The organism is Larsenimonas suaedae (genome assembly GCF_023712105.1).
GTDB lineage: Bacteria > Pseudomonadota > Gammaproteobacteria > Pseudomonadales > Halomonadaceae > Larsenimonas > Larsenimonas suaedae.
In genome coordinates, this window is sequence record NZ_JAMLJI010000002.1 from 179221 (window position 1) to 195841 (window position 16621).

A 16621-nucleotide genomic window follows, 5' to 3' on the forward strand; every position below is an offset into this window, starting at 1 on the left:
AGACCAAGGTCCCGCGCACTGAGTAAGCCTGCCCTGTCTATCAACTGCCTGAAAACGAACAAAAAGGGGTCGATGGGTCTCCCGCGGTAGCCCCCCGAGACCGCAGCACAAAAAAGGCGGCCCGAAGGCCGCCTTTTTCACATTGGGCGCGCACGTTGCGCGCCGCACTCACGAGATCACGCCATTACTTTGCACGCGGCTCGGACATCAAGCCCTTGATCACGCCAAAGCAGCCGATCAGAAGCACGACCGCAAACGGCAGACCGGTCGAGATGACCATGGCCTGAAGCGCACCGAGACCGCCACCGAGCATCAGGGCAATCGCGATCACACCGCTGATCAGCGCCCAGAACACACGCTGAGTGGTCGGAGCGTCGATCTTGCCGCCGGCGGTGATGGTGTCGATGACCAGCGAGCCGGAGTCGGCCGAGGTAATGAAGAACACCATGATCAGCAGGACCCCGATCAGCGACGTGATCGTCGACCACGGCAGATTGCCGAGCATCGCGAACAGCTTGAGCTCGAGCGCGGCATTGGCCACCTCGGTATAGCCTGAATCGACCTGGAAGATGGCCGCACCGCCGAAGATCGTCATCCACAAGATGCAGACGATGGTCGGCACCAGAAGCACCGCGATCAAAAACTCACGCACGGTACGCCCGCGACTGACGCGTGCGATGAACATGCCGACGAACGGAGACCAGCTGATCCACCACGCCCAATAGAACGCAGACCACGACTGACTGTAGTTGACGTCCTCTCGGCCAAAGGGCATCGAGAGTTCCGGCAGATAGGTCACGTAGGCCCAGATGTTGTTGAAAAAGCCAACCACCAGATCCATCGTCGGCCCGGTAAACAGAATGAACAACATCAATGCAAACGCCAGAGCCATGTTCAGCTCGGACAGATGCTTGAGCCCTGCGTTGACGCCTGCAGCCACCGAACACAGCGTGATGGTCGTGATCGCGACGATCAAAAGCACCCGCGTGGTGTCGGTGTCCGGCACATCGAACAGGAAGTTCAGCCCGGCCGCCGCCTGCTGAGCGCCCAGCCCCAACGACGTTGCAAGCCCGAACAGGGTTGAAAATACCGCCAGAATATCGACGACGTGGCCAGGCCAGCCCCATACGCGCTCCCCCAGGACCGGGTAGAAGATCGAGCGCATGGTCAGCGGCAGCCCCTTGTTAAAGGAGAACAGCGCCAGCGACAACGCCACCATCGCGTAGATCGCCCACGGGTGGAGGCCCCAGTGCAGCATGGTGGAAGCCATGCCGAGCTGGCGCGCGGCGGTTTCATTGCCTTCGGCGCCGCCCAGCGGTGCGCTGTCGGTTCGCACGCCGTTCTCGACCGACACCCCATCCATCGACGCCGTATAGTGCGAGATCGGCTCGGACACACCGTAGAACATCAGCCCGATGCCCATACCGGCCGCGAACAGCATCGCGAACCAGCTGACGTAGTTGTGATCGGGCTTGGCCTCGGCCCCGCCGAGTCGCACCCTGCCCAGCGGACTGAAGATCAGACCGATGGCAAGAATCACGAAAATCGCGGTGGACAGCATGAAGAACCAGGACAGGTTGGCGGTCAACCAGTCCCGAATGCCGTTAAAGAACGGCTCCATCTGCGTTTGAAGCGTCAACGTCAGGATGACAAACACCACGATCAACAATGACGATATGCCGAACACCTTGCCGTGCAGGTCCACATTGAACAGCATGCGCCCCTGAAAATTGTCCTGCCCGATGACGTAATCGGTATCGATGACGTTCGAGTCGCCCGTCGGCGCCGGAATGCCCTCCCCGGTATCGGCGGGCTCATCCTTTTTTTCGTTATCCGGTTCTTTCGACAATGTCCTTCTCCATCGTTTGTCATGCTCCGTAGTCGCGACCGACCCTCATCTGTCGATGCGGTCGGTTCAATACATCTAAAACCGGATTGCTCCAGCATTTTTGGTGGCGTCGGTCAGGAGAGTAGACGCTGTGTCCCGATTCACATAATGCAAGTGCCGTTTAGGACGAGGAAATCGGCCCAACGGCGCGCATACTCGCTGGCCGGCACGCCTTTTAACCGAGGGCTTGCGCCGTGTGTGCGGCACGGGCTCAAGCCGGGCGCGCCATGATAAAGGCCTCGCCTGTAATCGCAAACCAGGCAAGCCCGTTCTTGGCGCCAGAGGGCGCGCTCTGGGCAGATGTCGTCGCTTCGAGCCCAGGCACTCGAAACGACGAACGGGCAGGACAACAACGGGCGAAGGGCAGCAACAGGAGAAAGACAACAACAGAAAAGGGAGATGAATCGACCCGGTCAGGCGGGCCGCCGAGCTCGGTAATTCTGCAAGATGGTAATCACCAGCAGTAAAAGCGCGATGATCAGAAAGGTCAGGCTGATCGGACGGGTGAAAAACGGCGTCCAATCCCCCTGAAACGCCTGAAGACCGCGCCGAAGATTGGACTCGGCGATCGGGCCGAGAATGAGCCCGAGGATGACCGGCGCCGTGCCGAAGTTATAGCGGTTGAGGAAATACCCCAGCACCCCGAAGCCGAGCATCAGGTACAGATTGAACGTATCGCCATCCACGCCATACACACCAATGAAGCAGAACACCAGAATCGAGGCCAGAAGCTGCTTGCGCGGCACCATCAGAACCCGAATGAACACCTTGATCCCGAGACACATGATCAACAGCATGAACGCGTTGGCCACCAGATACGCCAGAAAGATGCCATACACCGTGCCATCGTGGTTATCGAACAGCATCGGCCCCGGCGTAATGCCCTGGATCATCAGCCCGCCGAGCAACACGGCGGTGGCCGCCTCGCCCGGAATACCAAGCGCAAGCGTTGGAATAAGTGCCCCACCCAACAGCGCGTTGTTGGCGCTTTCGACCGAGACAATGCCGGGCGCGTGACCGGTGCCGAACTTGTCGGGCGATTTCGAAAAGCGCCGGGCCTGATCGTAGGCCACAAGCGAGGCGATACTGCCGCCCGCCCCGGGCACCGGCCCGACGATGGAGCCTGACAGAATCCCCGCCATCAGCGCCCGCCAATGCTTGAGCGTCTCGAGAAAGCGCGGCCGGGCAATGTCCACCCGGTGCTCGCTCGCCTTGAGGCGCGCACTGGGGTCGTACTCGAAGGCGTCCTTTAACACCTGCGACACCGCAAACAGCCCAATCAACGCCGGCAGCAGGTTGATGCCGGTCAGCAGCGACAGCTGATCGAAGGTGAATCGGCCGACGCCCGTGATCGGGTCGGTGCCGATGGTCGAGGCAAAAAAGCCCAGAAGCCCGGCAATCAAGCCCTTCATCAGGGACTTGCCCGCAACGGAGGCAATGATCACCAGCCCGAAGATACTCAACGAGAAATACTCGGCCGCCCCGAAGCGCAGCGCGAACTCGGCGATGGGCGGGGCCAAGAGACTCAGGATCACCATGCTGGCGACGCCGCCGAAAAACGACGCCACGATGGACAGCCCCAGCGCACGGCCGGCCTCCCCCTTTTGCGCCATCGGAAAGCCGTCAAAGGTCGTTGCAACCGAAGACGGCGTACCGGGGATATTCAAGAGGATGGCCGGGATCGACCCGCTGGCCCCGGCGCCGCACAGCGCTCCCAAAAGCATGCCAATGCCCATGACCGGCGGCATGCCGAAGGTGACCGGCAGCAGCAGCGCGATGGCCATGGCCGAGGTCAGGCCCGGCAGCGCCCCCATGATGATGCCAAGCAGCGTGCCGCCTGCGATGGCCAGAAGCGTGCCGAGCTGCAGCACCATCTCAAGCCCATCCAGATATCCGGAAATCATGTCACTCTCCCAATGCACCGGTGCACGAGGCCGCTCAGCCCGGCAGCGGAATGTCGAACAGTTCAGTGAAGACGTAATACACCGATGAGGCGAGCACCACGGCGAACAGCGCCGCCGCCGCCAGCGCCTTGACCTTTCCACCCATCGACAGCGCACTCAGGCCGCCGCTGGTCACGGTAAACCCGACCACACAGCAAAACGTGAACACCGCCGTGCTCGGGATATACCCAAGTCGCTCAAACACCAGGGTGTAGCCAAGCGTCAGCGCCACCACCAGAAGCCACTGCGCGACCGCGCGGCGATGGCCGACGGGGTGATCACCGCGTGCGGTACTGCGCCATTCGCGCAGGTCATTGATGAAGCAGGGGGTCGCCAGCACAAAGACGGCGGCCGAGATCAGCTGTGGAAAGAACGCCGGCGACAGATCCCCCACGATGTCGATGTTCGGCAGGGCCGAGGCATGGACAAAGGCCGCCGCCGAGGCAATCAGCAGCACCAGATCGAACAGCGGCTTTCCGAGATCGCGTTCCATGACGCATCCCTCCAACGACGTGATGAATCAGGCAGGCCCGGCCAATTGCCGGGCCCAAAGGCCGTGTTCAAGCGGCCGTTTTCAAGCCCGGTTACTTGGCAAGGTCCCCGGCCGCCGCGCTCATGACCTCGGCGGAATGATCGATGAACTCATCGAGTTTCTCGCCATAAAGCGGAGACACTTCCGTACCGAGGTTGCGTGCGGTCTTGTCGTAGGCGCCTTCAGCAACGATCTGCTTGATGGCTTCGACCCACTTCTGCTCGACCGCCTCGGGCGTGCCCTTGGGCGCGGCGATACCCCGCCAGACCGTAAGCGTCAGGTCATAGCCCTGCTCCTGAAAGGTCGGTACATCCGGCAGCGAATCGCTTCGTTCGGCGTAGCTCATCGCCACGCCCTTGAGCCGGCCGGATTTCAGCGCCGAGCGAAGCTCGGAGCCGCCAAGCACCACCGCATCGACGTGATTGCCCATCGCCGCCGAAATGGCTTCAGAGCCCCCCGGATAGGGAATCAGATTGAAATTGGCGCCGGTGATGTCGGCCACCGCCCTGGCGGTGATGTAGGCCGAGGAGCCTACGCCCGAGGAGCCGATGCGAATGGGCGTGTCTGAAGTTGCCCCGCTCACCAGTGACTTAAGATCCTTGTACTTGCCGTCACTGTTGACCGCGATCACGTACGGCTCTTCGACCACCTTGGCGATGAAATCGAAGTCGTCATGGGTAAATGCCACGTTGCCCATCGCCTCGAGCGTCAGCATGGCGTTACTGGCCGCCAGCAGGGTGTAACCATCGGCCCGGGAGCTGACCGCGCGTGACATGCCGACCGCCCCGCCCCCGCCTGGAATGTTTCGAATCACCAGATCCTCCCCCAAGCGCTTTTCAAGCAGCGGCTGCAGGGCGCGAATAAAGGTGTCGTTACCGCCGCCTGCGGAAAACGGCACGATCATGTCGATTTTCTTGGTCGGGTAGTCGGCAGCGAGGGCCGGCGCCGCGACAACGGCTGCCGCGAGCGTGAGCGTTCCGAGGAGTTTTTTCATTGTTGTCTTCCTTCTTGAGCGTGGTCGGGTGAGCGTGGCCGATGAACTGCGAAAAGCACGTCAGCGCATCAGCGCCGGGCGTTTGGGATCGAACGCCCAATCCTTGATCAGGTACTGCATTGCCATGGCGTCGTTGCGGCCGGTATCCGGCAGGCGCTTGTACAGCGCGTGCGCCGCATCGATCTGGGCACGGTCGATCTCGATGCCAAGGCCGGGCGCGTCGGTGACCTCGACCCGGCCATCGACGATGTGCGGCGGGTTCCTGGTCAGCCGGGCGTCGCCTTCCTGCCAGATCCAGTGGGTATCGAGCGCGGTCGTTCGGCCGGAAGCGGCGGCCCCGACCTGCGCGAACATCGCAAGCGAGATGTCGAAGTGGTTGTTGGAGTGCGAGCCCCAGGTCATGCCGTGGTCCCTGCAGAGCTGCGAGACACGCACTGCCCCGGACAGGGTCCAGAAGTGCGGGTCGGCCAGCGGAATGTCGACCGCGCGCAGCATCAGCGCGTGGGCCATTTCACGCCAGTTGGTCGCGACCATGTTGGTTGCCACCGGCAGGCCAGTGGCCTGCTTGAACTCGGCCAGAATCTCACGGCCCGAAAAGCCCTGCTCGGCGCCGCAGGGGTCTTCGGCGTAGGCGAGCACGCCGTGCATGTCCTTGCAGAGCCTTATGGCCTCCTCAAGCGACCAGGCGCCGTTGGGGTCGAGGGTGACGCGCGCCTCGGGGAAGGCATTATGCAGCGCCGTTACCGCCTCGATTTCCGCCTCACCGGCCAGCGCCCCGCCCTTGAGCTTGAAGTCCCTGAAGCCGTAACGGTCTTCCGCTGCGCCGGCGAGTTCCACCAGATGCTCGGGCGTCAGCACGGGCCGGTCACGCAGGCGGTACCAGTCATGATCGCCGCCGTCAGTGCCGCGCCGGTACTCAAGCGGTGTGGCCTCACCGTCGGCGATGAAAAACAGATACCCAAGCACCTCGACGCTGTCGCGCTGGCGCCCTTCGCCCAAAAGCTCACACACCGGCACGCCAAGACACTTGCCCATCAGGTCCAAAAGCGCGGCCTCGATCGCCGCCACGGCGTTGATTCGAAGCTCGAACGTCCAGGAGCCCTTGCCGAAATCCTCGAAATCGGCGCGCTGGCCAACCCCGTTAAGCGAGGCAACCATCGAGCGCAGCTTGCCAAGCGACCGGCCAACGATCAGCGGGCGCGCCTGCTCGAGCGAGGTCTGGATCGTGGTGCCGCCGGGCGCCTCCCCGACGCCGACATTGCCGGCGCTGTCGGTCAAAAGCACCAGATTGCGGGTAAAATACGGGGCGTGGGCACCGCCGATGTTGAGCAGCATACTGTCGCGGCCCGCCACCGGAATGACCGTCATCTCGGTAATCGTTGGCGTTGAACTCATGGCCATTAAAAGGTCTCCGGTGGGTGAGTGGCTGAACGGTACGGCGCACTCAATTTGTCATACATCATACTTCATACCCCATTAGACCTTGGCGTATCAGACCAAGGTCATGTACGACGCCCTGCCACCAAAGAACGCCGTTTCCCCATCCTCAACGCGTCGAATGCGCGCTACGCTGTAGGCACACTCATCACGGCGAGAAATCGATGAAGCGTTTTTACAATGCACCTGAGCAGGTGGTGGACGAAGTGCTCGAGGCCGACGCCCATCTGCGCTCGGTGCGTTTATCGAGCCGAAAAAGCGGCATGCGCATTCTGGTGCGAGACGATTGGGACAAGAACGACCAGGGCCGCACGCAGGTGGCCCTGCTCTCGGGCGGCGGCGCGGGTCACGAACCTGCCCATGCGGGGTTTGTCGGCGAGGGGATGCTTACGTGCGCGGTCTCCGGCAGCGTCTTCGCCTCGCCCTCGGTCGACGCCGTGATGGCCGGACTCAGAGAGGTCTGCGGCGAGGCGGGCTGCTTGATGATCGTCAAGAACTACACCGGTGACCGGCTCAATTTCGGGCTGGCCGCAGAGCGGGCGCGCGCCGAAGGGCTCAAGGTCGACATGGTGATCGTTTCGGATGACATCGCCCTCGATGATGCCCCTCAACCGCGCGGCATCGCCGGCACCATCGCCATCCACAAGATCGCGGGCTACTACGCCGCCCAGGGCACCTCGCTCGATGAGCTGCGCCCGCTGATCGATGATGCCGCCTCGCGACTGGCCTCGCTCGGCATGGCGCTCGACGGCGCAACGCTTCCGGGCCAGGAGCCCTCTCCGCGCTCCCCCGAGCTTGGGCTTGGCATTCACAACGAGACCGGCGCCAAGGACGTCTCGCCCAAAAGCGCCCGCGAGGCATTGAAGCTGGTGCTCGAGCCGCTGATGGAGGCCATGCAGTCGCGCCACGGCCCGAAGGTACAGGTCATTGCGCTGCTCAATAATCTCGGGCGCTGCACCTCGCAGGAGATGATGGTGCTCACCCACGCCTTGCTCGAATCACTTGGCCCTGACCGACTGCCGATGCTGATCGGCCCGGCGCCGATGATGACATCGCTCGACATGCACGGCTTTTCGATCACGCTATTGCCGTTCGAGTCCGACCTTGAGACCGCCCTCAGCGCGCCCGCCACTGCGCCGGGCTGGCCGGGGATCCGCCACGTCACCACGCCGGACCGCTTCGAGCCTGATGTGTCTGATCAGAACTCGGTATTGACCGACAACGCCCCCCAGGAAGAACGCATCGCCACGGCACTCAGGCAGGTAACGGCGTCGCTGATCGATGCCCGTGAAGAACTCGATGCACTTGACGCCAAAAGCGGCGACGGCGACGCCGGCGCCAGTTTCGAGCAAGGGGCCAGGGCCATCGAGCAGGCCCTCGACGACGCGCGCCTTCCGACCGAGCGCTGGGTGCCCGCACTCAAGGGCATCGGCGAACTTCTGGCGCGGGACATGGGCGGCTCGAGCGGCGTGCTGCTTTCGATTCTGTTTACCACCACCAGCGCCGCGCTCGAGGAATCCGACGGCGACTGGGCCCACGCGCTCGCTCAGGGGGTCGAGCGGATGCAAACCTACGGCGGGGCACACAAGGGCGATCGCACCATGCTCGACGCATTGATTCCGGCCATCGATGCTGTCCGCGACGGCGGCGATCTCAAGGCCATGGCAGATGCTGCGCGCCAGGGCGCCAACGCCACCGCCGAGATGAAGGAAGCCCGCGCCGGGCGCGCGTCCTACATTCCGGGCGAGAAGCTTGACGGCGTGACCGACCCCGGCGCCGAAGCCGTTGCGCGCGCGATCAACGCGCTGGCGACATAGACAGAATCCTTCAAGCGCCCCGTCCGGCCACCCTGGCCGGGCGGGCCTTCACCGCCCTACGTGTTTCGCCCTCATCGCATTCCACACCCTCATCGCCTCCCACGCGCCTCTACAGCTCAAATATTTACTCCCCTTAAATTTCAGTAACCGCCTTACAAATCTAAATACAAATCTATATCATTCACAAAAATTCTTATAACACCATGACACCGTGACCCGCATTCAACGCCTTGCAGGGAACACCAGGGAATGACCGATCAAAAAAATACCGGACTCACGGCGCTTGCCATCGCACTCGGCTCTGCGTTCGTGCTGTCTTCCGCCCACGCCGCGACCAATGAAGGCGGCGTGGGCGCATCGAGCCAGGCGCCAGCCGCGTCGACGAATGACGGCGACAAGGTCGTGGTGCTCTCCACCGCGCTCGAGACACTGAAGCAGGCCCCGGGGGTGTCCATCATTACCGCGGAAGACATCAAAAAGCGGCCGCCGGTCAATGATCTGTCCGACATCATTCGCCGCATGCCGGGGGTTAACCTCACCGGCAACAGTGCCTCGGGCCAACGCGGCAACAACCGCCAGATCGACATTCGCGGCATGGGTCCTGAAAACACGTTGATCCTGATCGACGGCGAGCCGGTCAGCTCGCGTAATTCCGTGCGCTACGGCTGGCGCGGCGAGCGCGACACAAGAGGCGACACCAACTGGGTACCGCCCGAGCAGGTTGAGCGTATCGAGGTGCTTCGTGGCCCGGCCGCGGCCCGCTACGGCTCTGGCGCCATGGGCGGCGTGGTCAACATCATTACAAAGCCCCCCACTGATACTTATCAGGGCTCGTTCAGCGTCTATACCAACCTGCCCGAATCGAGCGATGAAGGCGCCACCAAACGCGCCGATTTCAGCCTGAGCGGCCCGCTGGCCGAGCACCTCACCTTTCGGCTCTACGGCAGCATCAACAAGACCGAGGCCGACCACCCGAACATCAATGATGGCGTCTCCGACAGCGACCCCGCCGGCAACGAGGGCGTTCGCAACAAGGACATCAACGCACTGGTGGCCTGGGCGATGACCGAGGCACAGACGCTCGAGCTCAGCGCCGGGTACTCCCGCCAGGGCAACATCTACACCGGTGACACCCAGAACAGCATGGGCACCGACACCACATCCGCGCTTGCCGACGACGGCGCCGAGACCAACCGGATGTACCGACAGGACTTCCGAATCACCCATAAGGGCCAATGGAACGACTGGGATACCCGCGTTAGCGCGCAGTACGAAAACACCCGTAACGTTCGGCTCGAGGAAGGACTCGCCGGACGTTATGAGGGCGCCATCGGCGGGGGCGGCGATGAACTGAACTTCAGCGAAAGCGAGCTCGACAGCTACCGCCTCAGCGCCGAGGCCGACTACTACGCCCACACCGCGCTCGATCAGGTCATCACGATAGGCGCGGAGTGGAATCGCGATACGCTCGACGATCCGGCCTCGATGGCCCAGACCTCGAACGACCCGATTCCCGGCTACAGCAACAGCGCACGCGGCGATACGAGCGCCGAGCAGGCGGGCGTGTACATCGAGGACAACATCGAGCCGTGGAAAGGCACCGTGATCACTCCAGGGCTTCGCGTCGACCACCACTCCACCTTCGGCACCGAGTGGAGCCCGAGCCTCAACCTGTCGCAGGCGCTCAGCGAGCACCTCACCCTGAAAGCGGGCGTGGCGCGCGCGTTCAAGGCGCCAAACCTCTATCAGAGCAACGGCGACTATCTGCTGGTCACCCGCGGTAACGGCTGTCCGCTCGGCGTCGATGGTCCCTGCAGTCTGCTCGGCAATGAGGATCTCGACGCCGAGACCAGCATCAACAAGGAACTCGGGCTTCAGTATCGAAACGATCAGTGGGTGGCAGGCCTTACGTATTTCCGTAACGACTACAAGAACAAGATCGTCTCGGGCACCGACGTGCTCGGGCGCACCGCGGTCGACGACCGGGCGATCCTTCGGTGGGAGAACGCCAATAATGCGGTCATCCAGGGCGTGGAGGGCACGCTCCAGATTCCGCTGACCGAGTCGCTTCTGTGGGTCAACAATTTGACGTGGATGCTTGAAAACGAAAACCGCGACACCGGCAACCCGCTCTCGGTGATTCCTGAGTACACGTTGAATTCTTCACTGGACTGGACCGTCAACGAGCGGATCGACACCCAGCTCTACCTCACCTGGTACGGCAAGCAGGAGGCGCCTTCGAACGCCACCATCGCACTTCAGGAACGCACCGGCATCAATGATGACAGCCGCTCGCCCTACAGCATCGTCAGCTGGAACGCGGGCTACCGGTTCACGCCCAACCTTCGCGGCGGAATCGGCGTTCGAAACCTGTTCGACAAGCGCCTGTACCGGGAAGGCAACTCGAGCGGGGCCGGCGCTGCCACCTATAACGAGGCCGGCCGTTCGTTCTACACCACGCTCACTGCGAGCTTCTAGGCACGGAAGCTCTAGGCCCTGCCGCCCCGGTGAATGCCGGGGCGCGTCCTGTCACACACAAATGCCCCGGTGAATGCCGGGGCGGTGTTCTGACGGAAAGAGATAACCAACTACGTCAGGCGCGCGCCCGGCCGACATGCGAGGCGACACCCACCACGGCGGTCACCACCGCAATCGCGCCGCCCAAAAGCGCGACACCGTTCCAGGCGTAGTGCTGATACATCCACGCAGACGCCAGCGACCCGAACGCCCCGCCCAGAAAATAACAGGTCATGTAGCCGGCATTCAGACGACTGCGCGCGGCCTGATCGATTGCATAGATCAGATTCATGTTGGTGATATGCATCGCCTGAACCGCCAAATCCAGCAGCACGATAGCAACGACCAGCCACACAAGTTCATGGGGCACCCACCACAAAAGCCCCCAGGCGATCAGAAGCATCACCGCTCCGGCAAGCGTGGTCTGGTGACCGCGCCCCTGATCCACCAGACGCCCGGCCTGGCGAGCGGCAAGCGCCCCGACCGCCCCGGCAAGGCCAAACAGCCCGATCACGGCGTCGCTGTACTGAAACGGGGGGCTTGAAAGCAAAAAGGCCATGGAGGTCCAGAACACGCTGAACATCGCAAACACCAGAAATCCGATCAGCGCCTGACGCCGCAGCAGCGCATGCGCCCTGAACAGATGACCGATCGAGGCCAGAAGCGTGGCGTAGGACATCCGGGTCTCGCTTTTATACGACGGCAACGCCCTGTAAAGCGCCACCGCGTTGATCAGCATCAAGACACCCGCGACCCAATAGACGGTGCGCCAGGTGCCAAGCGAGGAGAGCGCCCCCGAAACCGTGCGCGCCAGCAGAATCCCGAGAAGCAGCCCGCTCATGACGGTCCCGACCACCTGGCCCCGCTCTTCCGGGCGAGCAAGCGTTGCCGCAAACGGCACCAGCACCTGAGCGACCACCGAAAACACGCCGGTAAGCGCCGTGCCCACCAGCAGCATCGGTAGACTCACGGCGCTTGCGCTGATGAAAAGCCCGCCGGCGGCCAGGAGCATCATTACGCCGATCATTCGCCGCCGATCCAGCAGGTCGCCCAACGGCACCAGAAACAGAAGGCCCGCCGCGTAGCCGGCCTGGGCCACGGTCACGATGACGCCGGCATCGGCGAAGGAGAGCCCAAGCTTTCCGGCGATCGTGTGCAGAAGCGGCTGGGCGTAGTAGTTGCTGGCCACCGCCACCCCGGTGGTGATCGCCATCAGCAGGACCAGCGCCCGGCTCAAAGGGGACTCGTGCGTCTGATGCATGGGGCATGTCCTCAAGGGGTCAAAAAAAAAGAGGTCAAGGGTAGCGCATTGTCATAAAGGCGCAATCGAGCACGCACTGTCTGGCGTATTCACCTACGCTTTGCACACTCACACACGCTTACACCAATGTACGTCCTGGAGGTTTTGTGAAACACCCGACCGGTATTACCCAGCGTCTGGTCACGCTGACGGCCCGCCTGGGCTACATCGCCAAAGGTGTGGTCTATATCCTGATCGGCGGTTTGGCCACCATGGCCGCTTTCGATCTGGGCGGTCAACGCGGCGGCGCCTCGGAAGCCGTGACCCAGCTTGCCGGTCAACCCTTTGGCAGCCTCATGCTCATCGCCCTGACCATCGGCCTTCTGTGCTACACCCTTTGGCGCTGGATTCAGGCCCTGTTTGACGCCGACGACAAGGGCCACTCTCTCAAGGGCCTCTGTGTGCGCATCGGCTACGTCATCAGCGGCTCGATCTACGGCATGCTCGGGTATCGCTGCATCGAGCTTTTGATGTTGAGCGGCAGCGGCGGCAACTCCACGGCCTCGTCTCGAACCGCAACGCTCATGAGCCATACCGGCGGGCAGATTGCGGTCGCACTCGTTGGGGTGGTGTTCTTTTGTGTGGGCCTTCGTCAGTTCCAGCGTGCGATCAAACAGCACTACCGCAAATCCTGGCGCACGCACCGCATGCCGCAGCACCAGCTGGCAATAGCCGATACGGTCGCCCGCTGGGGCCTGTGCGCACGGGGCGTGGTGTTCGCCATCATCGGCGGCTTTCTGGGCATTGCCTCCTGGACTGCCAACCCCGATCAGGCCAAGGGACTTGGCGGCGCACTGGTCACGCTTGCCCAGCAACCGTTTGGCCCGGCGCTTCTGATCGTGGTGGCACTTGGGCTTCTCGCCTACGGCCTTTACTGCTTCGTCAACGCCCGCTACCGGGACACGCAGGCTTAAACCCGCCGCTCTCGCTCAAGAAGCTGAAGCGCGGCTCGATAGTAATGACATACGTACCCCTTATTACTTACTCGAGCCGCGCCCATGAATCGACCCGCCGTTATATCCAGGCCCGTGCTCGCCCTCCTGCTGGGCCTTTTTATGGGCGCTGCTGCCACCGTGGCCCTTGGCGTTTACACCCTCGAGCAACGCGCGATACGCGACACCACACAGCATTTACTCGAACACATTGATGTGGCCCGCGCCGGAAGCTCTCTGGTGCATGCACTTCAGCGCGAGCGCGGCCTGTCCTTTGGCCGTGCCGGAAGCACCGATGGCCACTTCGATACCGCGCTCGAGCACCAGCGCGCCCTCACCGATGCACGCATTGCGCAGTGGTTGAAGAAAGCTGCGCCGTTTCTGGCCGAATCACCTCAACTCGACCGCACCGCGGATAACCTGGGCTCCCTCGAGCAAATTCGAAGTGACATCGACGACCGCCTGCTGCCTGCGAGACTGATCCTCGATCATTACACCGGCGTGAACCTCGCGCTTTTAAACCACATCAGCCGTCTGAGCGCCGAGTCGACGCACACTAAAACCGTCCGACGTCTGACGAGCTGGCACAGCTTGGTGATGGCGAAGGACCTCGCCGGGCTCGAGCGCGCCCTTGTGGCCCACGCCTACGCCGCCGACACCATGCCCGGGCTAATGTTTCGACGCTACATGCAGGTGCTCGAGCAGAAATACGCCTACCTCGATATCTTTCGCGCCAATGCCACGCCCAGGCTGCTCGAGCACAGCCAGAACGTGTTATCAAGCCAGGTGATTGATGCGCTTCAAAAAGAACGGCTTTGGGTGATGAAAAACGCAGGGCTTCCCAACGCCCTGAACCGGGACCCGCGCGTCTGGTTCGAGCTGATATCGCAGCGGGTCGATGCCCTCGGGCGTCTCGAGACCGTCGTCGTGGAAGAGCTTGAAGCGCTAATTGATGCGCGAAACACGCGTGCCAGATACCTTATGAATCGCTGCGCGTTCGGCGTGGCGGCAGGCCTTGTATTCATGGGGGCACTTTTACTGCGCCTGGTACGCCGAGCACGCCGCCAGGCCCTGACCGAGGCGCCGCGCTTGAGCTTGTCACATGGGAGGCGGTAACGGTTATACCCTGCCAAAGTATCAGGATACTCATCGTCAAGCATTGAGACGGCCCAACCGATAGTTCCCTAACTACATTTCGGTTTGTTCGATTCACTTAATGACGAGCGCCTTCCATGCCCCTACTGCATCGCCTTCCCATCATAAGCAAGTTTCTACTGGCCCTTGGCCTGCCCATTCTGGCCATGGCCTTTTTCTCGATCAGTGGCATCCATGCCCGCTGGACAACCATTCAGGAAACCGACCATCTGGTTACCGTAACCCGCATTGCCGAGCGCACCGGTGATCTGGTGCATGCACTTCAAGGCGAACGCAATCTGTCGGCGGGGTATCTGGCCAGTAATCGTCAGCAGTTTGGCGACGCACTCGGTCAGCAGCGTCGGCAGGTGGATGCCGAACTCACCCGCTGGAAAGACGCCATTGGGGAGATTTCCGGCGCGGAAGACCAGGCGATTGCCGGCCCTGTCGACGCCGCCAAGGCGTCATTGAACAAGCTTGGGACACTTCGAAGTGACGTCGATGACGGACGCATCAGCCCGCCCCAGGCCGCCGATACCTTCACGCGTGAAACCACCGGACTGATCGCCATCATCGGCCAGGTCGCGCACCTGCCGAAAGACGCCGACATTGCCGGGCGTATTTCGGCGTACTACAGCTTTCTGGCCGCCAAGGACCTGACCGGCACCGAACGTGGCCTTGTGGCCGGTGCGCTCGCCATGAATCAGATGCCACTGCCCCAACAGCAGATGTGGATGCAATTGATTGGCCGGGAGCAGGCCTATCTTGAAACCTTCAAGGCACTGGCAAACCCGTCGGTGGTCGCGCAGTACAACGACCTCATGGCGGCTCCGGACATTGCCACCATCCGAACGATCCGTCAGGACGTCATGTCCAAGCTCGACGTCGGCGGCTTCAACCGCTCCCCCGATACCTGGTTTGGTCTGCTGGCAACCAAGATGGACATCATGAAGCGCATCGAGAATCAGGCGGTCGCCGACATCATGACCAAGGTCGAAGCACTGCGCTCGGCCTCGATCACCAGCATGTGGACCTACGTCATTCTTACAGCGGCCATTCTCTTGATCACGCTCGCTTTGACCTGGGTCATCGTACAGGCCATCAACCGCCCGCTTCTGGCCGCGCTCAAGATCATCAAGCATCGAGGCGATGACCTCACCCAGCGCCTTGCCGTGCCTGGAAGCGATGAGCTTTCACGGCTGTACTCGAGCTTCAACACCGCAAGCGAGGAAACCGAGCGACTGGTCGGCAGCATCAAATACAACGCCCATACCGTCAGTGACGCCAGCCATGAAATCGCCCAGGGCAACGCCAATCTTGCAAGCCGCACCGAGGAGCAGTCGGCCTCGCTTGAAGAAACCGCGGCCAGCATGACCGAGATCACCGAAACCGTGCGTCATACTGCAGACAATGCGGCGCAGGCCAAAAAGCTCTCCGAGCAGGCCGAGCGGGAATCGGCCGCCGCCTTTGATAGCGCCGAAAGCACCCGCGAAGCCATGGGCCGCATCCAGGACGCCAACCAGCAGGTGGCCGCCGTGGTCAGCGCCATCGACAGCATTGCCTTTCAGACCAACCTGCTTGCGCTGAACGCCTCGGTCGAAGCCTCGCGCGCCGGCGAACAGGGTCGAGGTTTCGCGGTCGTCGCCGCCGAAGTCCGGCAGCTTGCAAGCCGCAGTGCCGAGGAAGCGAGCCGAGTACGCACCCTGATCAAGCAAAGCACCGAAACCATCGAGGAAGGCAACCAGCGCGTCACCTCAACCCACAAGGCACTGACCGACATCCGCGCCCGCATCAAGGAAGTGGCGGTGCTTGTGGCCGAAATTTCGACCGCCGCCTCCGAGCAGTCCGACGGCGTCGGCCAGATCCACCAGGCCATTTCACAGCTTGATGACACAACCCAGCGTAATGCAGCACTGGTCGAGGAAATCGCTGCGGCCAGCAAGCTGCTCGACGATCAGGCCGTCGAAATGAATGAGCTGATTGCGCACTACACCGTAAGCGACACCCTCGCACAGGACGCCGCGCACGAGCCTCGCTCCGACGCGTTCGCACCGGCCAGAAAGGCCTCGACTGCCGCCCGTCACACGGACATGGCCTGACCACAAGAGATAACACACCACGCCGGCC

The 16621-nt window shown here is 62.3% G+C and carries 11 protein-coding genes; 5 read left to right on the forward strand and 6 right to left on the reverse strand.

The features are described 5' to 3' along the window. Nucleotides 1–184 precede the first annotated feature (184 nt). The 5 genes from NAT49_RS06850 to NAT49_RS06870 form a co-directional block, all read right to left on the reverse strand. On the reverse strand, nt 185–1849 hold the full coding sequence (locus NAT49_RS06850; protein ID WP_251592505.1) for a BCCT family transporter: 1665 nt from the start codon (nt 1847–1849) through the stop codon (nt 185–187). Between the two features lie 452 nt (nt 1850–2301). Next, nucleotides 2302–3792: a tripartite tricarboxylate transporter permease gene (locus tag NAT49_RS06855; protein ID WP_251592507.1), complete on the reverse strand. Its 1491-nt coding sequence runs from the start codon at nt 3790–3792 to the stop codon at nt 2302–2304. Between the two features lie 34 nt (nt 3793–3826). Further along, nucleotides 3827–4324, reverse strand: coding sequence for a tripartite tricarboxylate transporter TctB family protein (locus tag NAT49_RS06860; protein ID WP_251592508.1), 498 nt, complete (start codon nt 4322–4324; stop codon nt 3827–3829). A gap of 91 nt (nt 4325–4415) precedes the next feature. Continuing rightward, entirely contained in the window at nt 4416–5357 is a 942-nt protein-coding gene (locus NAT49_RS06865) for a tripartite tricarboxylate transporter substrate binding protein (protein WP_251592510.1), read from the reverse strand. Nucleotides 5358–5417: 60 nt separating this feature from the next. Then, a complete protein-coding gene (locus tag NAT49_RS06870; protein WP_251592512.1) occupies nt 5418–6758 on the reverse strand; it encodes a glucarate dehydratase family protein in 1341 nt (446 codons plus the stop codon). A gap of 200 nt (nt 6759–6958) precedes the next feature. On the opposite strand from NAT49_RS06870, the gene NAT49_RS06875 reads away from it, so the two are divergent. Continuing rightward, complete coding sequence (locus tag NAT49_RS06875; protein ID WP_251592514.1) at nt 6959–8611, forward strand: dihydroxyacetone kinase subunit DhaK; 1653 nt, start codon at nt 6959–6961, stop codon at nt 8609–8611. Nucleotides 8612–8860: 249 nt separating this feature from the next. After that, nucleotides 8861–11089, forward strand: coding sequence for a FepA family TonB-dependent siderophore receptor (locus NAT49_RS06880; RefSeq protein ID WP_251592516.1), 2229 nt, complete (start codon nt 8861–8863; stop codon nt 11087–11089). A 115-nt stretch (nt 11090–11204) separates the two neighbouring features. Here the strand turns inward: NAT49_RS06880 and NAT49_RS06885 are convergent, their stop codons facing one another. After that, entirely contained in the window at nt 11205–12389 is a 1185-nt protein-coding gene (locus NAT49_RS06885) for an MFS transporter (RefSeq protein WP_251592519.1), read from the reverse strand. A gap of 146 nt (nt 12390–12535) precedes the next feature. On the opposite strand from NAT49_RS06885, the gene NAT49_RS06890 reads away from it, so the two are divergent. The 3 genes from NAT49_RS06890 (at nt 12536) to NAT49_RS06900 (ending at nt 16593) form a co-directional block, all read left to right on the forward strand. Beyond that, a complete protein-coding gene (locus tag NAT49_RS06890; protein WP_251592521.1) occupies nt 12536–13342 on the forward strand; it encodes a DUF1206 domain-containing protein in 807 nt (268 codons plus the stop codon). 84 nt (nt 13343–13426) lie between these two features. Continuing rightward, nucleotides 13427–14476 carry a nitrate- and nitrite sensing domain-containing protein gene (locus tag NAT49_RS06895; protein WP_251592523.1) on the forward strand — a complete coding sequence of 350 codons (1050 nt, stop codon included), beginning with the start codon at nt 13427–13429 and terminating at the stop codon, nt 14474–14476. Between the two features lie 116 nt (nt 14477–14592). Continuing rightward, nucleotides 14593–16593 (forward strand): methyl-accepting chemotaxis protein, encoded by a 2001-nt coding sequence (locus tag NAT49_RS06900; RefSeq protein WP_251592525.1) that lies wholly within the window; start codon nt 14593–14595, stop codon nt 16591–16593. The last annotated feature ends 28 nt before the right edge of the window (nt 16594–16621 follow it).